General features: G+C 73.0%; 13 protein-coding genes. 4 read left to right on the top strand and 9 right to left on the bottom strand.

Going from position 1 to position 17,448, the window contains the following annotated elements; translation table 11 throughout:
- Positions 1–42: 42 nt before the first annotated feature.
- The 4 genes from EDD29_RS20875 to EDD29_RS20860 all read right to left on the bottom strand — a co-directional run bounded on the left by EDD29_RS20875 (position 43) and on the right by EDD29_RS20860 (position 3,647).
- Positions 43–828 carry an ABC transporter ATP-binding protein gene (locus EDD29_RS20875; protein ID WP_123666032.1) on the bottom strand — a complete coding sequence of 262 codons (786 nt, stop codon included), beginning with the start codon at positions 826–828 and terminating at the stop codon, positions 43–45.
- Entirely contained in the window at positions 825–1,679 is an 855-nt protein-coding gene (locus EDD29_RS20870; protein ID WP_211359815.1) for an aspartate dehydrogenase domain-containing protein, read from the bottom strand. The genes EDD29_RS20875 and EDD29_RS20870 overlap by 4 nt, the downstream gene beginning before the upstream one ends.
- 124 nt (positions 1,680–1,803) lie before the next feature.
- On the bottom strand, positions 1,804–3,213 hold the full coding sequence (locus tag EDD29_RS20865; protein ID WP_170201484.1) for a gamma-glutamyltransferase: 1,410 nt from the start codon (positions 3,211–3,213) through the stop codon (positions 1,804–1,806).
- Positions 3,210–3,647: a VOC family protein gene (locus tag EDD29_RS20860; RefSeq protein WP_123666030.1), complete on the bottom strand. Its 438-nt coding sequence runs from the start codon at positions 3,645–3,647 to the stop codon at positions 3,210–3,212. Before EDD29_RS20860 ends, EDD29_RS20865 begins: the two co-directional genes overlap by 4 nt.
- 277 nt (positions 3,648–3,924) lie before the next feature.
- Here EDD29_RS20860 and EDD29_RS20855 point away from each other — a divergent pair, with 277 nt between their 5' ends.
- The 3 genes from EDD29_RS20855 (at position 3,925) to EDD29_RS20845 (ending at position 10,190) form a co-directional block, all read left to right on the top strand.
- Positions 3,925–4,578: a GntR family transcriptional regulator gene (locus tag EDD29_RS20855; protein WP_123666029.1), complete on the top strand. Its 654-nt coding sequence runs from the start codon at positions 3,925–3,927 to the stop codon at positions 4,576–4,578.
- 1,260 nt (positions 4,579–5,838) lie between these two features.
- Complete coding sequence (locus EDD29_RS20850; RefSeq protein ID WP_211359814.1) at positions 5,839–8,619, top strand: helix-turn-helix transcriptional regulator; 2,781 nt, start codon at positions 5,839–5,841, stop codon at positions 8,617–8,619.
- Between the two features lie 110 nt (positions 8,620–8,729).
- Positions 8,730–10,190 carry a glycoside hydrolase family 5 protein gene (locus EDD29_RS20845; protein WP_123666027.1) on the top strand — a complete coding sequence of 487 codons (1,461 nt, stop codon included), beginning with the start codon at positions 8,730–8,732 and terminating at the stop codon, positions 10,188–10,190.
- Positions 10,191–10,318: 128 nt separating this feature from the next.
- On the opposite strand, the gene EDD29_RS20840 is transcribed toward EDD29_RS20845, so the two are convergent.
- Genes EDD29_RS20840 through EDD29_RS20820 form a run of 5 tightly spaced genes read right to left on the bottom strand, consistent with a single transcriptional unit; the run spans position 10,319 to position 15,797 of the window.
- A complete protein-coding gene (locus EDD29_RS20840) occupies positions 10,319–11,419 on the bottom strand; it encodes a ferritin-like domain-containing protein (RefSeq protein ID WP_123666026.1) in 1,101 nt (366 codons plus the stop codon).
- Positions 11,420–11,465: 46 nt separating this feature from the next.
- On the bottom strand, positions 11,466–13,199 hold the full coding sequence (locus tag EDD29_RS20835; RefSeq protein ID WP_123666025.1) for an L-aspartate oxidase: 1,734 nt from the start codon (positions 13,197–13,199) through the stop codon (positions 11,466–11,468).
- A gap of 51 nt (positions 13,200–13,250) precedes the next feature.
- A complete protein-coding gene (locus tag EDD29_RS20830) occupies positions 13,251–14,012 on the bottom strand; it encodes an SDR family oxidoreductase (protein ID WP_246052891.1) in 762 nt (253 codons plus the stop codon).
- A gap of 5 nt (positions 14,013–14,017) precedes the next feature.
- On the bottom strand, positions 14,018–14,431 hold the full coding sequence (locus EDD29_RS20825; RefSeq protein ID WP_123666024.1) for a cupin domain-containing protein: 414 nt from the start codon (positions 14,429–14,431) through the stop codon (positions 14,018–14,020).
- A 46-nt stretch (positions 14,432–14,477) separates the two neighbouring features.
- Positions 14,478–15,797, bottom strand: a complete 1,320-nt coding sequence (locus EDD29_RS20820) for an NAD(P)/FAD-dependent oxidoreductase (RefSeq protein WP_123666023.1) — start codon at positions 15,795–15,797, stop codon at positions 14,478–14,480.
- A 168-nt stretch (positions 15,798–15,965) separates the two neighbouring features.
- Here EDD29_RS20820 and EDD29_RS20815 point away from each other — a divergent pair, with 168 nt between their 5' ends.
- Complete coding sequence (locus EDD29_RS20815; RefSeq protein ID WP_123666022.1) at positions 15,966–17,399, top strand: aldehyde dehydrogenase family protein; 1,434 nt, start codon at positions 15,966–15,968, stop codon at positions 17,397–17,399.
- Positions 17,400–17,448 lie beyond the last annotated feature (49 nt).

Raw genomic sequence — 17,448 nt, 5'->3', positions numbered from 1 at the left:
CGCCTTTCATGTGGTCCGGTTCCGGGTCGGGTGACGGCGCGCTCATGCGGCGTCCCGCAGGCACTCGCCGATCTCGCCGGTCAGCCGGGCGAAGGCGGCGTCGGCGCGCAGCGCGGGTTCGCGGTGCCCGTCGAAGGGGACGTCGAAGCTCCCGACGACCCGGCCGGGCCGGGCCGACATCACCACCACGCGGGTGGACAGGAACACCGCCTCGGCGATCGAGTGCGTGACGAACACGCCCGCGAAGCGCTGGGCCCGGAAGATGCGCAGGAGCTCGCCGTTGAGCCGCTCCCTGGTGATCTCGTCGATCGCGCCGAAGGGCTCGTCGAAGAGGAACAGCTCGGGGTCCAGGGTCAGCGCACGGGCCAGGCTGGCGCGCATCTTCATGCCGCCGGAGAGCTGGCTGGGATAGTTCTCCTCGAAGCCCCTGAGCCCGACCATGTCGATCGCGTCGAGCGCCTTCCGTCGCCGCTCCGCCTTGCCGACGTGCTGGAGCTGGGTGCACAGCTCGACGTTGGCCAGCACCGTGCGCCACGGCAGCAGGGTCGGGTCCTGGAACACGTAGCCGATCGCGTCGGTCGACACGTGCATGCTTCCGCCCGTCCGGGACTCCAGTCCCGCCGCGATCCGCAGCAGCGTGCTCTTGCCGCAGCCGGACGGGCCCACGAGGGAGACGAACTCGCCGCGCCGCACCGCGAGGTCCACGGCGTCCACCGCGTGCACCCCGTTGCCGAAGTGCATGTCGACCTCCCGCATGCGCAGCAGGGTTCCGTCGGGGGCCCAGTCCTGCTCGGCCGCGGCCGGGGCGCCTGTCGCCGTTGTGCTCATGTTCTGTCCTCGGTGTCGTGACGGGAATCGGTGCCCCGGCGCGGTGCCACCAGCAGTCCGGCGCCGTGGCCGGCGGCCAGCGACTCCAGCAGGGTGACCACCGACCAGGGGGTGACGGCTGAGGTCCGGCCCCCGGAGCCCGGCGCGACCGCGTTGGCCACGCTCAGCTCGTAGTCGCCGAGTGGCGACGCCATCGTCACCACGTGGCGGGTCATGGCCGCCGCCGGATCGGCGACCATCACCACGGTGACGCCGTCGAGCCCGAGGGTGGCCAGCGCCAGCGCGACGGCGACGTTGGCGGTCTTGGGATGCGCCAGCGCGGCGGCCCGCGCCGAACCGCGGAAGACCTCGACCGGGCGGTCGGCCTCGACGCCCAGCGCGGCGGGCCGCTTCGTCGTGGTCAGCACCACCGACGCCGGCGGGCCCTCGGGCCGCCCGTCCAGGGCGCGTGCCGCGGCGGCGAACAGGTCGAGCCCGCCGATCGCGCCGGACGGCACCAGCACCCGCCCGGGTCCCTCGGGCAGATCCCGGGTGAACTCCGGGTCGGCGAGGACGCCACAGGAGCAGAGCACGACGTCGACCCCGGCCTCGACCGCGCGCGGCACCCAGGCACGGGCCGCCTCCGCCCCCGCCGCCTCGACCAGGACCTCGGTGCCGCGCAGCAGCTCGGCGGGCCGTCCGGCGGTGGTGGAGCGGACGACGCCCGCGAGCGAGCAGCCCGCGACGTCACCGGCGCGGAGCAACCCGGCGAGCGTGCCACCCAGCGCGCCGACCCCGAGAAGCCGGACCCGCAGACCCGCACCTGCCCTCGCTCGCGCCGGCTGCGGCCGGTGCGCGGCGACGGCGTTCACGGTGTCACCGCCGAGGTGTTCACGCGGGGGGCGGCGACGGCGAGCGGTGCGCCGCTGAGGAGCCGTAGACGGAAGCCTGCGGGGCTCGGTCGTGTCGGCTGCGACCGGTGGGTCGTGATGGCGTTCACAGGGCCACCGCCGCGGTGTCCTGGCGGGGGTCGGCGACTGCGGTGAGGGTGCCGTCGGCGTCGCGCCGGACGATCGTGTGGGCGGAGCGGGCGCCGAACTCGGGGAGGCGGTCGCCTTCGCGGAGGAGGTCGCCGGAGGCGGTGAACTCCCAGCGTGGGGCGGCCAGGGCGGTGGCGAGCGCGGCGGGGGCCAGGTCGGGGGCCAGGTCGGGGGGCAGATCGAGCAGACGGCGCAGCGTCTGGGTGTTCCAGGGCACCTGCTGCTCGCCGCCGGGGGTGGCGCCGAGCACCCAGGCGCCCGAGGAGTCCTTGGCCGCCCAGGCGTGGAGCGTCGTCGGGGGCCGGGATCCGGGGAGGGGGGCGTTCGGGTGGCCGGGCAGGAAGGTGAAGCCGCGGCCCGCCCGGTTGGACAGGACCAGGTCGAGGCCGGGGACGACGAGCCCGCTGCCGTAGCGGGGGAAGGAGTTGGAGTGCACCAGCACCACGAGGTTGCCCTCGGCGTCGGCCGCGGCGACCGTGGAGGTGCCGTCGACGAGCGCGGGCGGGAGGCCCGTGGGCGCGCGGAGTCCCGCGAGGGCGGCCCGCACCGCCTCCGGAGCGCCGCCCTCGGCCAGGGCCGCGAGCAGCGCCGGACCGTAGGTAGGGGCCGGAGTGGCCCAGACGTCGGTGCCGTCGATCGGCGCGTGCCCCGCGGGCGTCTCCAGCGGCGGGACCGGGCGCAGATCGGCCGGTTCCACGACGCCGCCGTGCCCGGTGACGTAGGCGACGACCCGCTCGCCGAGCGCGCCCGTGAAGAGCTCGGCGCCGCGGTCGGCGAACTCGGTCAGCACATCGGCCAGGCCGGGCAGGCGCACCCGGGACCCGAGCGGTAGGGGGCCGTCGGTGGGGGAGTAGCGGGTGCCCTGCGGCTGCCACTCGGTGAGGACGTCAAGGGACTCGGCGACCAGCCGCCGATTGACGGACGACCAGATGATGCCGCGCCGCGCCAGGTCGATCGCGGGCCGGGTGAGCGCGGCGAGGCCGAGCCTGCCGCGCGCGGCGAGGGCGCTGTATCCCGCGGGGGCGCCCGGCACGCCGACCGACAGCGGGCCGGTCACGCAGGGGGCCCAGCCCGTCGCCTCGGCCGCCCCGTAGAGCCGGGCCGGGGCCTTGCCGACGGAGATCAGGGAGGCCGGACGGTCGGCGTCCGCACCCAGGTGCAGGGCCACGACGTCGCCGGCCGGCCCGCACTTCGACGGCAGCAGGACGGTCTCGGCCAGGGCCGCGGCGACGGCCGCGTCGTACGCGTTACCGCCCTGGAGCAGGATCGCGGTGCCGATCGCGGCGGCGGGGCGGGCGCCGGCCGCGACCGCTCCCAGGGTGCCGGAGGCGACCGCGCGGCGCGCCAGTTCAGTGTGCTGCGTCATGCGCCCGGGTTCACCTGGCTCGGACCGTAGTGGCGGAGTTCGATGGTGTTGCCGTCCGGGTCGTTGATGTAGAGGAGGTCGGCGGGGCCCAGCGCGCCCCATCGGCGGTAGGGGCCCTCCGCGACCTCGAACCGCTCCTTCAAGGCGAACAGGTCGGTCTCGCCGATGACCAGCGCGAAGTGGGAGACGTTCGTGCCGGTCTTCTCGCGACGGGCGTCCAGGTCGAGGATCTGGCCGGGACGCACCTCGACGGACGGGAAGGGCACGGTCCCGGCGCGGAACTCCTCCAGCCGGTGCACCATGAAGCCGAACTTCTCCGTGTACCAGCGCACCGACGCCTCGGGGTCGGCCACGCGGAGCACGATGTGATCGATCTGCTCGACCCGCACCACGGCGGTGTCGGGCGTGGCAGGGATGAAGGTGTACGCGGTCATGGGGATTTTGTATCCCGTGATCGTGAACGAAGAAGACGCGGTTTGTAACTAAGCTGTTTCGTGGCGTCCGAAATGTCGCTTCGCGGCTGAGAGCGGGGGCGCGGGGTGCCCCGATCCGGGGTCTCGGGGCCGGTCTTCGGGTGGTGTCTCGCGATGATCCACTACCGAACGCTGTGCACAGGTAGGGCGGTTAGTGCATCATGTATCCAGAGAATTGACGGGTCGTTGGTGATGCCGTCCGGTCTGAGGCCGGGCGGAGGGCGGATGGAGAGCACGAGTGACGACGATCGGTGCCCGGCACCGCAATCTGCGCGACGAGACGGTCGACGAACTCCGCCGGCTGATCCTCGGGGGCGACCTGGAACCGGGCGCCCACCTCACCGAGCTCGCCATCTCCGAACGTCTCGGCGTGTCCCGCCTCCCCGTGCGCGAGGCGTTCCGCCGCCTGGAGGCCGAGGGCCTGCTCGAGGCGATCCCCCGCCGGGGCGTCCGGGTCGCCCAGCTCGACAGCGACGAGCTGGAGACGGTCCGCGAGATCCGCGTCGCCCTCGAACTGATGGCCGTCCGCCGCACCGTCGAACGCGGCGACGACGAGGTCCTCGCCGAGCTGCGCGCCCTGCTCGAAGCCGGCAACGGACAGTCCCCGGACTCCGGCGCCGCGAAGCTGGACGAGCTGAACGACGAGTTCCACGAGCTTCTCTCCCGGGGCAGCGGCTCCCGCTTCCTCTCCGACTCCCTCCGCTCCGTCCGCAACCAGGCCCACCACCTCGTCGGCGGCAAGAGCGCCGCGGTCGCCCGCTCCTGGGAAGAGCACGCCCGCATCATCGAGGCGGTCCTCGACCGCGACGCCGAATTCGCCATGCTCCTCATGCGCCGCCACCTCGCCGTCCGCCACGAGAACCAGGGCCTGCCCAAGCCCGCCGGCTCCTAGGGCCTGTCTGATCGTTCGCGGGTCCAGAGGATGAGGCCGGCCGGCAGCACGCCTGCTCGGTAGCGGCCAGCTTGTCGTAGCGGGTGGCGATGGCTCCGAACTGCTCGAGCCGGTTGACGCAGCGCTCGACCTGGTCTGCGGTCGTGGTGGCCATCGGTGTCCAGTGCGGGTGGCCGTGCCCTTCACGACCAGGTGCGTCTTGCGCGTCGGTCCGCCGTGGGAACGGCCGATCCCTTGTCTGGAAAGTGCCTTGCCGTGATCATCCTGCTCGGTCGTCCCCCGCAGGGCCCCCCTTTTGAGCGGCTCCCGCCGAATGCTGATGGGCCCGGGGCGATCGTGGAGTCGACCGCGAACGTCCCGACGATCCTGCCGGCCGCGTCGTCCTTGACCTGGACTTCTTCCAGCGGACGCGCCCACGTGCCGTCCTCGTCCCACCGTTCGGACCGCTCGTAGCAGGTCTGCCAAGCCGAGGTCCCGGGGCGTCGGGTGCGGATGAGTCTGTCGATCTCATCTCTTCGTGTGATGTCGGGGGTCGGCGTTCCGGCGAACATTGAGGTCATGCGGGTGCGGACCTCCCGCGGAGGGCGAGGGGAACCCCGCGAAAGGTCCGCACCCCGGTCGAGGGACGCGTGGCTCGGTGCGACGAGGCACCGGGGCACGCGTAGGCGCCCCCACTTCACTCGGTCCTCCGTGCCCGGACCGAGCGGAGTGGGGACACCGCCGCCCGGCGATCTTCAGGCCGGAGCGGGCGACCCGTCTCTAAGGACGGCTGACGGCCCGGGTCTCCGCACCGTCGGGTGAATCCGCCGCCGTCCCGGGGATCGACGCCTCTCGGCCACGCTCTCTCGGAGACGTCCGCCCTTGCGGCGGGCGGGCCGCTCCCAGGGGCCCTCTACGCCGACGGTCATCCGCGCCCTCGGTCGGTGCGTCGCGTGCGGACTTCTCGGGAGAGACCTCGCGGATCCCCGCGAAGCCCGCGGCTCCGCGACTCTCACCCGGCGCGCATACGGGTTCACGATGTGCGCCGGAAGGCCGGGGCCGCGCGCTGGTGGGCGTCTGTCCGCAGGGATTTCGCCGCTCCGGCCCGTCCCGGGGATCATGCACCGGGTGCATGACGGGGTCCGCGGGATCGGAACGCATGAACTTTAGGCGCGGGTTCGCTGAGCAGGCCGATGTGATGAGATATTGCATTGAATGCAAAGTCGGGCATGGTTTTGGCCGGTGATGCGTGATGTGGAACATATGGCGGGGGTGTCCGAGATGTCTGGTGTGGGCCGTGGTGGCAGACGGTCGGCGGTGGGCGGCGGCCCGCAACCGATGCTGCTGGGCCGCGAGGCCGAGTGCGTGAAGCTCGACCGGCTCCTGGCCGACGTCCGGAGCGGGGAGAGCCGGGTGCTGGTGCTGCGCGGCGAGGCCGGGGTCGGCAAGTCGGCGCTGCTCGACCGGCTCGTCTCCCGGGCCTCGGACTGCCGGGTCGTGACGGCCGCGGGAGTCCAGTCGGAGATGGAGCTGCCCTTCGCGGCGGTCCACCAGCTGTGCCTGCCGATGCTCGACCTCCTCGACACCCTGCCCGAGCCGCAGCATGACGCCCTCGGCACCGCGTTCGGGATGCGCTCAGGCCCGGCGCCCGACCAGTTCCTCATCAGCCTCGCCGTCCTCAACCTCCTGGCCCAGGCCGCCGACGAACGTCCCCTCGTCTGTGTGATCGACGACGCGCAGTGGCTCGACCGCGCGTCCGCCCAGGTCCTCATGTTCGTGGCCCGCCGCCTCATGGCCGAGAGAGTGGCCTGTGTCTTCGCCGTCCGCGAGTCCGGCGAGACTCACGCGCTGCCCGGGCTGCCCGTGCTGGAGATCGGCGGCCTGCGCGACGCCGACGCGCGGACCCTCGTCCGCCGGGTGGTCCCCGGACCGCTGGACGAGGAGGTGCGCGACCGGATCGTCTTCGAGTCGCGCGGCAACCCCCTCGCCCTGCTGGAACTGCCGCGGTCCGCCTCCGCGGGCGGATTCCTGGCCGCCCCGACCGGTCAGTCCCTGTCGGGCCGCCTCGAGGACGGCTTCCAGCGAAGGCTCAGCGGGCTGTCGGCCGACACCCGGATGATGCTGCTGCTGGCCGCCGCCGAGCCGCTCGGCGATCCGGCCCTGCTGTGGCGTGCCGCCGACGTGCTCGGGGCGGACACCTCGGCGGTCGACGCGGCCGACGAACTCGTCGACTTCGGCGACCGGGTCCGGTTCCGGCACCCCCTGGTCCGCTCCGCGGTCTACAACGCGGCGGCCCCCAGGGAGCGCCGGGAGGTCCACCGCGCGCTGGCCGAGGCGACCGACGCCGCCACCGACCCGGACCGGCGGGCCTGGCACCGCGCGCAGAGCGCAGCCCACCCCGACGAGGACATCGCCGCGGAGCTCGAGCACTCGGCCGGCCGCGCCATGGGCCGCGGCGGCCTGGTCGCCGCCGCCGCTTTCCTGGAGCGGGCCGTCGGGCTCACCCCGGACCCCCGCGCCCGCGCCGACCGCGCACTGGACGCCGCCCGCGCCAAGCTCCTCGCCGGCGCGCCGGAACCCGCCCTGGCGCTGCTCGCCGCGGCCGAGGCGGGGCCGCCGGACGAACTGCGCCGCCTCAAGGCCGAGTCCCTGCGCGCCGAGATCTCCCTGACGTCCAACCGCGGTGCCTCTGCTCCCGCGATCCTGCTCAAGGCGGCCGAACAGCTCGAACCGCTCGACACCGAGCTGTCCCGCGACACGTACCTCCAGGCCCTGTCCGTCGCGATGAGCGTCCTGCCCACCTGGGAGGGCATCATCGAGGTCGCGGCGGCGACCCGCGCGGCGCCCCCCGTGACCGGTGCCCCCCGCGTCACGGACCTCATCCTCGACGGCCTGTCCCTGCTCTACACCAAGGACGCCCTGACGGCCGCGCCCGCGCTGCGGCGGGCCGTGACCGTCGTCCTGGGCGAGGAGACCGACCCCGCGGAACAGCTCAGATGGCTCTGGTTCATCAACTTCTTCGCCATGGCGGTGTGGGACGACGAGACCTGCCGAGACCTCGCCGACTCGTCCCTCCGCCTGGTCCGCGACTCCGGCGCGTTCGCGCTGCTGCCTTTGGTGCTCAGCCTCTCCACGATGATGTACATCTTCGAGGGCGACCTCGCCGAGGCCGAGACCCTGAACGAGGAGGCGAAGGCGCACGCCGTCGCCGCCGACGTCTGGACGACCTCCGGAACCATGGTGCAGACGGGCGGTGACGTCGGCCTCGCCGCGTTCCGCGGCGAGGTCACCGCGACCGAGCAGCTCGCCGAGGCCATCGCGAAGGAGAGCGCGGTCCGTGGCGAGGGCCGGACGCTGGAGATCTGCCAATGGGTCAGGTCGGTCCTCTACAACGGGCTGGGCCAGTACGACAAGGCGCTGGAGGCCGTCCTCCTGTCCACCGTGGACCACACCGCGCCGAGCGGCGTCGGCGTCCACTGGGCGCCCCTCGAACTGATCGAGGCGGCGGTGCGCACCGGCCGCCTCGAACTCGCCGAGCAGGCGCTCGAGCGGTTCTCCTGGTCGACCCAGGCGGGCGGCGTCGACTGGGGACTCGGCCTCGAAGCCCGCTGCCGGGCGCTGATCAGCGAGGGGGACGAGGCCGACCGCCTCTACCGGGAGGCGATCGAGCGGCTCGGCCGCACCCGGATGCGTCCCGACCTCGCCCGCGCCCACCTGCTCTACGGCGAGTGGCTGCGCCGCGAACGCCGCCGGGTCGAGGCCCGCGAGCAGCTCCGCACCGCGTTCGACCTGTTCACCGAGATCGGCATGAAGGCGTTCGCCGAGCGGACGGAGCGGGAACTCCTCGCCACCGGTGAGACCGCCAGGAAGCGGAACGTCGAGACGACCGAGGAGCTCACCCCGCAGGAGGCGCAGATCGCCAGGCTCGCCCGCACCGGCCTCACCAACAAGGAGATCGCCGAGCGCCTGTACGTGAGCCCCCGGACGGTCGAGTACCACCTGCGGAAGGTGTTCGCGAAGTTCGGCGTCACCTCCCGGCACCAGCTCGTCGACCTGCCCTGAGCCGCGCGTCCGGCGCGCCGCCGGAGGCCGACAGGGGACAGGGCACTTCCCGGGTGGAGTGACGCGGGGCACAATGAGCCGCCCCTCGGCACTGCGACGGTGGAGGTGACATGACACTGCGGGCTCTTCTCGTGACGGGTGCGCTCGTCCTTTCGGCACTGTGGGCGCCCGCTCCGGTGGGCGCCGACAGCGGGTGGACCCTGCCCCGGCTGACGGTCGAAGGCCGCGTCATCAAGGACGTGACGGGCCGGACCGTGCTGCTCCGCGGCGTCAACGTCAACCAGCTGAACGACTACGCCGACAACGGGCAGGACCTCCCCACCGTCGTGCCCCTCGACCGGACGGACTTCGCGGAGATCGCCGCGCTCGGGTTCAACGTCGTCAGGTTGAACCTCGCCTGGTCCGCGCTGGAACCGACCCCCGGGGCGTTCGACCCGGAGTACGTCGCCCGGATCAGGCAGGCCGTCGGGGACGCCGCCGACCACGGCCTCTACACCGTTCTCGACATGCACCAGGACGCCTGGGGCAAGACCGTCGGGACCCCGCCCGGCAAGACCTGCCCGTCCGGGACCGTCCCCGGGATCGGGTGGGACGGCGCCCCCGCCTGGGCGACCAGGACCGACGGCTGGTCCACGTGCACGGTGCTGGTCCGCGAGGTCTCCCCCGCCGTCGCGCGCGCCTTCCAGCACTTCTACGACGACACCGACGGCGTCCAGACCCACCTCGTCCGCACCTGGGGACGGCTCGCCGCCGAGTTCCGGGACGAACCGGCCGTCGCGGGCTACGACCTGCTGAACGAGCCGAACCCGGGCCTGCGCACCCCGGTCGCGGCCGCCCGCCAGATCGGCGCCTTCTACCGGCGCGCCATCGACGAGATCCGCGCCGCAGAGACGGGCGGATTCCCGCACCTCGTCATCTTCGAGCCTTCCGTCCTCTGGTCGGGTTTCGGCCTTGACGCGCTGCCTCCCCGCGCCTCCATCGCCGACCCTCTCGCCGTCTTCTCCCCGCACCTGTACAACGAGTCCATCACCGTGGCGCCCTTCCCGTCGATAGAGACGGGCTTCGCCCTGGCCGATGCCTCCGCGGCCTTCCTCGGCGTCCCCCTCTGGACCGGCGAATGGGGCTGGTTCGGCGACCCCGCGACCGACCGCCCCAAGGTCGACCGCTTCCTGGACGCCCTCGACACCCGCCACACCGGCGGCGCCTGGTGGTCCTGGAAACAGGCCTGCGGCGATCCCCACGCCGTCCGGGACGCCAACACCCACGACCCCCAGAACAACCTCTCTCGCATCGACTGCCCCTCCGGCACCTCCCTGGGCGTCCACCCCGACCGCGCCGCCCCGCTCTCCCGCCCCTACCCCCGGGCCCTCCCCGGCACCGCCCTCAAGACCACCCCCACCGAGATCTCCGGTACCCGCCACACCGGCTCCTGCCTCCTGGAGGCCTGGTACCCCACCCGCCCCACCGTCCTCACCACCCGGAACCTCACCGACCTCCAGCTCACCGAGCTCAACGGCGGCTGGCGCCTCACCGCCTGCGCCACCTCCACCTACACCCTGAAGACCACCTGACCCCGAACCCGTCGCCCCGGCCACACCCGAGGACCAGGGACCGCCTGCCGCCCGCGCAGGGCAGGCGATGCGCAGGATTCTGCACACCGGCTGACCTGCCGGGGGAGGATCGTTTCGGTGCAGCGGCTTCAGCGGGGGAGTGGGGCCAAGGGGAGGCGGCGTTTCAGTGGGGGTGCGCCGTAGGAGAGGTAGGGGGCGTCGGGGTGGACGGTGAGGTGGCGGGGGTCGGCGGGGCCCCAGCGGCGGGATTCGGGATAGACGTATTCGAAGGTGGGGCCTGCGGTGGTTCGGGGGGTTTCGGGGGTGTTCATTAGGGCTTGGGCTTGGGCTTTGAGGCCGTAGAGGGTGGCGGTGGCGGTGGGGAAGAGGCGGGGGACGCCGGTGAAAGACTGCTCCAGGAGATGGAGGACGGCGCAGTAGGTGTGGTTGAACTCGTCCTGGGCGGTGCGGACCCGGGTGCCGGGGGCGTGGTCGGCCAGGCGGGGGTCGGCGGCCATGGGACGGACCGCGGTGAGGTCGACCGTGAGGGGGCTGCCGGTGGGGCCGGAGCGGGGGGTGTCGCCGTAGCGGTAGCGGCGGCCCGACCGGAGTTCGCGGAGCCCGGGGCGGCGGCCGTGTCGTGTGCGCGGGCCGGTGAGCTCCTTGAGCGCGGCCTGCGCCGACGCCAGGCCGTCGACGCGGATCAGGTGTCCGGCGGCGGGACCGAAGGGGGCGGAGGCCACCTGGCGGGCGGGGTCGCCGCCGAAGACCTCGGGTTCGCCCAGGTCGGCGCACAGGGTGCGCAGGCCGTCGCCGATCGCGGCGTGGAGTTCGGCCGGTGCGGTGAACCGCCCGGACTCCGCCGACGCCCAGGGCGGCGCCGGGTCGTCGAGCCTGAGGAACATGTCGAGCGCCTCCGGACCGAAGGGGAGGAGCGAGACCTCGAGGGACGGGTCGCAGTGGGGGAGCGGCCGCGGATACGGGTGGGGCAGCATCCGCGGCGAGTCCAGCCGGGGCGTGCCGCCGACGGCGTTGAGCAGGTTCGCGGCCAGCGCCAGGTGGAGCAGCCGCTCCGCGATGGCGCCGGCCATGACCGTGACGGCGTCGGGGTTGCGTCCCGCGTCGAGCGAGAACAGCGCGCACAGGTACGCGGGCAGCACCGCGTGCTCGACTTCGAGAGCCCATTGCAGATGCTCGCGCAGGTCCTCCGGAGTGCGGATGCGCCTGTCCTGGGCTGCCGGGTGCTGCACGGATGCCTCGCTTCGACGAGAACGGGTGGGTCTGCGCGCGAAGCGGCTACTCGACGAGCTTGTGCCCGGACGTGTCGACCTCGCGCATCAGCGAGGCGATCTCCTCGGGAACCGGCGGCAGTTCCTCACGCTCGATCTTGCCCGGCCCCGCCCACACCAGGTTGACGCGGAGGTCGGGATCGAGCGCCGGATAATCCGACCGGTTGTGGCACCCTCGCGTCTCCCGGCGTTCCAGTGCCGCCTCGAGCGTCGCCCGCGCGGCCAGTGCGGTCCCCTTGACGTCGAAGGCGTGCGCGAGGTCCTGATATCCAGCGATATCGGGGTGGATGCCGAGATCCGCGAACCGCTCCTCGACCGCGTCGAGTTCGGCGAGCCCCTTCAGCAGCCCCGTCTCGTCCCGGACGACCCCCGCGTGCTCGGTCATGATGTCGCGAACACCCCGCTGGAGAACGCGCACGTTCTCCCGTCCGTCGCGCGTGAGCAGCTCGTCGATCTCCCGCCGAGCCTCCTCGACCGCCCACGAGGACCGCTGCTGCGCCGAGAGCGAGGCCGAGTACGAGGCCGCCGCCGCGCCCGTGATCCGCCCGTAGACCAGCAGCTCGATCAGCGAGTTCCCGCCCAGCCGGTTGGCCCCGTGCAGCCCGCTCGCCGCCTCCCCGATCGCGTACAGTCCCTCGACGTCCGTGCTGTGGTCCTCCGGCCGCACCCAGACCCCGCCCATCGAGTAGTGCGCCGTCGGGGCGATCTCGATCGGCTTCTCGGTGATGTCGAGCATCTGGAGCTCCAGCAGCGTCTGGTGCACGCGCGGCAGCCGCTCCATGATCGTCTCGCGCGGCAGGTGGGACACGTCGAGCCAGACCCCGCCCTTCGCCGTCCCGCGTCCCTCCCTGATCTCGGTGAACGCGGCGAGCGCGACCCGGTCCCGTGTGGACAACTCCATCCGTTCCGGGTCGTACCGCCGCATGAACCGCTCGCCGCGCGCGTTCAGGAGGTGCCCGCCCTCGCCGCGCGCCGCCTCCGACACCAGCGTGCCCGCCGCGTCGTCCGGTTCGAGCAGCCCGGACGGGTGGAACTGGACGAGTTCGGGATCCCGCACCCGGGCCCCGGCGAGGACGGCGAGCCGGAACGTGTCGCCGGTGTTCTCGTCGCGCCGGGAGGAGGTGCGCCGCCAGATCCGCGTGTGCCCGCCCGTCGCCAGGATGACGGCGTCGGCGTGGATGACGTACCGGGTCCCGTCGTTCAGGTCGAACCCGTAGGCCCCGAAGACGACGTTGTCCCGCACCAGGAGACGGGTGATGTAGACCGTGTCCAGGATCGGCACGGCCAGCTCCGTCGCCCGGTGGACGAGCGTCCGCTGGATCTCCAGCCCGGTGTAGTCGCCGCTGAACGCGGTGCGCCGCCACGTGTGCGCGCCGAAGAACCGCTGGGAGATCCGCCCGTCGGCCTCCCGCGCGAACGGCATCCCGTACCTGACGAGGTCGTCGATGCCCCGCGCCGCGTTCTCCGTGACGATCCTGACGACCTCGGGATGCGCCAGCAGGTAGCTCTCCTTGATGGTGTCGGCCGCGTGCTGGCGCCAGCTGTCCTCCGGGTCCATCGTGCCGAGCGCCGCGTTGATGCCGCCCGCCGCGAGCGTCGTGTGCGCGTCGGTTCTGGGCCGTTTGCCGACGGCGAGCACACCGACGCCGCGCTCGGCGAGCTCGATCGACGCGCGCAGCCCCGCGCCGCCGGTGCCGATGACGAGGACGGGGGTGGAGAGCCGCCGCTCGGGGACGTTCATGTGTCGTTCTCCTTCGTTGACGTCCGGTCCCTGGAGGGGCCGGCGGGAGGTTCAGTGCGGAAGGCGGAGCCAGCTCTCGAACCGGGTCGGGGTGATCCGGGCACGTCCGGCGTCGGGGATGAGCCCGCGCCCGCGCGCCGGTGCGCCGAAGTACCGCGCGTACGGGTCGGTGACGACGAGGCGCGGATCGTCCCGCGCGCTCAGCGCGCGGGCGACGAGCTGATCGAGCCGGAACCTTTCGGGCCCCGCCACCTCGACGGGCTCGTCCAGCGGCTCCCCTTCGACGGTCCGGCACAGCTCGGCCGCCACATCGTCGACCGCCACCGGCTGGCACGGGACCGGCGCGACCCGGACGGTCCTGCCCTCGGTCGCGGTGTCGGCGACGTCCGGCGTGGACTCGAAGAACTGGGTCGCCCGCACGATCGAGTGCGGTACCGGACTCCGCCGGATCAGCCCCTCCTGCGCCACTTTCGCCCGGAACCAGCCGTCCCCGGGGATCCGCCCGACGCCCACCATCGACAGCGCGACATGGTGGGACACCCCGGCCGCCTCCGCCACCGCGAGCACATTGCGCGTGGCGGCGGTGCAGAGGGCGAGCACCTCCTTCGCGTCGGCGCCGGGGTGCCCGATCACGTCCACGACGACCCGGGCCCCGTCGAGCGCCGCGCGCAGCCCCGCCCCGGTGAGCGGGTAGGCGTCCGGGCCCGGCGCGACCGCGACGGCCTCGTGGCCTCGGGCGCGCAGCCGGTCCACCACCTTGGCGCCGAGCAGCCCGGTCCCGCCGATGACCGCGACCTTCATCGGGCGCGTCACGGCCTTCACGCCGGCCGCCGCGCCGACGCCCGCTCGGCGAGCTCGGACTCCTCGACGAGGGTCAGCATCGGCTGCCCCGGCGCGCAGAGCATGGTGACGAGGAAACGCAGCCGGGTGTCCGTCCGGTTGTTGCCGTCCTGGTAGTGGATGACGTCGCCGCCGGGCTCCCAGAACGTCTCCCCGGCGCGGACGACCCGGGGGGCCTCGCCTTCGATCTCCAGCAGCATCTCGCCCTCCAGCACGTACCCGAAGGCGGGACCGGAGTGGCGGTGCGGGGGCGTCCCGGGATCGCCGGGCGGGTACTCGATGACGACGGTCATCACGTGCGGGCCGTCGGGGATGGACGCCGGATGGGCCTCCTGGAGCACGGTCAGCGCGTTCTGCCAGGCCCCGTACGGCGGACGGTCGGTCGTTCCCATGATGGATTCCCTTCGTTGGATTCGTGGGTCTGCGTGCCGAGCGGCCTCAGCGGCCGGAGACGAACGCCTCGCGGGGGTTCTGCCCTGCGGCGAGCGAGACGATGTCGCGGCCGAACACGGCGGCCGTCAGCCAGACCGCGAAGACACGGCTCTTGCGCTCCCAGGTCGGGATGGCCAGCACGTGGTAGCCGCGGTGCATGACCCAGGCGGCGAAGCCCTTGATGACGACGCGGCGGTGCTCGAAGACGCCCCGGCCGATCCCCAGCGTCGCGACCGCGCCGAGGCTGCGATGCAGGTACGGCCGCGGCTCCTTGCCGCGCAGGACCGCGACGACGTTGTCGGCGAGCAGCCTGCCCTGCCGGACCGCGTGCTGGGCGTTCGGCACGGTCAGCACGCCGGGCGCGGAGGAGTCGGGCACCGAGAGGTCGGGGATCGCCGCGTCGTCGCCCGCGGCCCAGGCGTCGAGCACGGGCGCGTCGTCGGTGCCGACCCGCAGGTCGGCCCGGACGGTGAGCAGGCCGCGCCCGTTGATCGGCAGATCGGTGTGCCGGTGGACGAGCGCGGTCGCGGCGTTCCCGGCGGTCCAGACGATCAGCTCCGAGTCGAACTGCTCGCCGGTCGACAGGACGATATGCCCGTCCTCCGCCGAGACGACCTGGGTGCCGAGGTGGACGAGCCCGCCCCGTCGCTCGAGTTCGCGCACCACCCACGCGCCGGGCCCGGCGGAGACCTCGGGGAGGATCCGCTCGGCGGCCTCGACCAGGTGGAACCGCAGCTCCGTCGGATCGAGCTCCGGATACTTCCGGACCAGCGACGCCGCCAGCGACAGGAGCTCCCCGAACCCTTCGACGCCGGAGAAACCGCCGCCCACGAACGTCACGGTGAGCAGCCGCTCCCGCAGCGGCGACCCTTCCGGGAGCTGCGCCGCCTCGTCGAACGCGGTCAGCAGCCGGTCCCGGATCGCCACGGCCTCCTCGACGTGCTTGAGGCCGATCGCGTGCTCGGCGATCCCCGGCACGGCGAACGTGCGCGTCACCGCCCCCGCGGTGACCAGGACGATGTCGTAGGAGAGCTCGAACTCCTCGCCCCGCGCCGGGCGCACCGTGACGGTCTTGCGTGCATGGTCGATCCCGGTGACGGTCCCGGCGAACAGCCGCGTACGGCGCAGATGCCCGCGGTGCGCGACGGCGGCGTGCCGGGCCTCGATCGAACCGGCGATCACCTCGGGCAGGAACGGCTGGTACGTCATGTACGGACGCGGGTCGATGAGGACGATCTCCGCCTCGTCGCGGCGGAGCCTCCGCTCCAGCCGCCGGGCCGCGGTGAACCCCGCGTAACCGCCTCCCACCACCATGATCGTCCGCATTTCGCCCCCGCATCCCGGTTCGGTCCTGATGTCATCCACTGAGACCGATGGGCGGTGCGGTTTGTGACCGGACGTCCGGCACGGCGGCGCTCGCGGCTCCGAGTGTGGCGGCGATCACGGGACATGTCGTCCCTGGTTGCCGGGGTTCCCGCGAGGTCATATGGACCCATGAACGAGACAGACACCAAGGTCTTCCCCGCCCCGTCCCACTGGATCGACGGCAAGGCGGTCCCCGCCTCCGGCGACCTGATCGACGTCACCGACCCGGCCACCGGCAAGGTGATCGCGCAGGTTCCCGCCGGCACCGCCGCGGACGTCGACACCGCCGTCGAGGCCGCGCTCGCCGCCTTCCCCGCCTGGTCGGCCACCTCGCCCGAGGAGCGGGCGACCGTGCTCCAGAGGGTCGCCGACCTCATGCGGGAGCGCGCGGAGGACATCGCGACGACCATCTCCGCCGAGATGGGCGCGCCCATCTCCCTCGCCCGCAACGCGCAGGCGGCGCTGCCCGTCCTCGCCACCGAGGTGAGCATCGCCGCGGCCGCGGACTTCCCGTGGACCGAGGAGATCGCGAACTCGCTGATCGTGCGCGAACCGATCGGCGTGGTGGGCGCGATCACGCCCTGGAACTTCCCGCTCCAGCAGCTGGTGACGAAGGTGGTTCCGGCGCTGCTGGCCGGCAACACCGTCGTGTTGAAGCCGTCGGAGGTCGCGCCGCTGAGCGCCCGGATCTTCGCCGAGATCACCACTGACGCGGGGCTGCCGGACGGCGTGCTCAACCTCGTGAACGGCACGGGTCCCGTGGTCGGCGAGGCGATCTCCGGCCACCCGAAGATCGACATGATCTCCTTCACCGGCTCCACCGCGGCCGGCAAGAAGATCACCGTGGCGGCCGCCGCGAACGTCAAGCGGGTCGCGCTGGAACTGGGCGGCAAGGCGGCCCACATCATCCTGCCCGACGCCGACCTCGAAGAGGCGGTCGTGCGCGGCCTGTCCTACGCCTGGATCAACGGCGGTCAGGCCTGCGGCGCCTGGTCGCGGATGCTGGTCCCCGCGGAACTGCACGATCGGGCGGTGGAGATCCTCCGCGAGGCCGCGGCGAACTACACCGTCGGCGACCCGACCGACCCGGCCACGATCATCGGCCCGCTGGCCTCGGAGACCCAGCGGCAGCGCGTCGAGTCCTACATCGAGAAGGGCATCGCCGACGGCGCGACCCTGATCGTCGGCGGACCCGGCCGGCCCGACGGGCTCGACACCGGCGCGTACGTCAAGCCGACCATCTTCGCGAACGTCGACCCGTACTCGGTGATCGCGCAGGAGGAGATCTTCGGTCCCGTCCTCATGGTCATCCCCTACGTCGACGACGACGAGGCGGTGGAGATCGCCAACAGCACGATCTACGGGCTGAGCGCCGCCATCGCGGGCGAGCCGGAGCACGCGATGGCCATCGCCAGGCGGCTGCGGGTCGGCCAGGTCGACGTCAACCACGCCGACCTGAACTTCCTCGCCCCGTTCGGCGGGTACAAGCAGTCCGGCAACGGCCGCGAGCTGGGCCACGAGGGACTCGCCGAGTTCCTCGAGACCAAGGCCATCGGCCGCTGATCCACCGACGCCCGCCGGTCCCGGTCGCCCGGGGCCGGCGGGCGTGGAA

This window comes from Actinocorallia herbida (assembly GCF_003751225.1).
Taxonomy (GTDB): domain Bacteria; phylum Actinomycetota; class Actinomycetes; order Streptosporangiales; family Streptosporangiaceae; genus Actinocorallia; species Actinocorallia herbida.
The sequence above is the reverse complement of the archived record's forward strand: the minus strand, read 5'-3'. Positions and strand labels throughout refer to the sequence as shown.

Bases quoted from the DNA above. Each gene is read 5' to 3' on its own strand.
- EDD29_RS20875 (WP_123666032.1), bottom strand. From the start codon at position 828: ATGAGCACAACGGCGACAGGCGCCCCGGCCGCGGCCGAGCAGGACTGG.
- EDD29_RS20860 (WP_123666030.1), bottom strand. From the start codon at position 3,647: ATGACCGCGTACACCTTCATCCCTGCCACGCCCGACACCGCCGTGGTG.
- EDD29_RS20825 (WP_123666024.1), bottom strand. From the start codon at position 14,431: ATGGGAACGACCGACCGTCCGCCGTACGGGGCCTGGCAGAACGCGCTG.
- EDD29_RS20865 (WP_170201484.1), bottom strand. From the start codon at position 3,213: ATGACGCAGCACACTGAACTGGCGCGCCGCGCGGTCGCCTCCGGCACC.
- EDD29_RS20845 (WP_123666027.1), top strand. From the start codon at position 8,730: ATGACACTGCGGGCTCTTCTCGTGACGGGTGCGCTCGTCCTTTCGGCA.
- EDD29_RS20835 (WP_123666025.1), bottom strand. From the start codon at position 13,199: ATGAACGTCCCCGAGCGGCGGCTCTCCACCCCCGTCCTCGTCATCGGC.
- EDD29_RS20850 (WP_211359814.1), top strand. From the start codon at position 5,839: ATGTCTGGTGTGGGCCGTGGTGGCAGACGGTCGGCGGTGGGCGGCGGC.
- EDD29_RS20815 (WP_123666022.1), top strand. From the start codon at position 15,966: ATGAACGAGACAGACACCAAGGTCTTCCCCGCCCCGTCCCACTGGATC.
- EDD29_RS20820 (WP_123666023.1), bottom strand. From the start codon at position 15,797: ATGCGGACGATCATGGTGGTGGGAGGCGGTTACGCGGGGTTCACCGCG.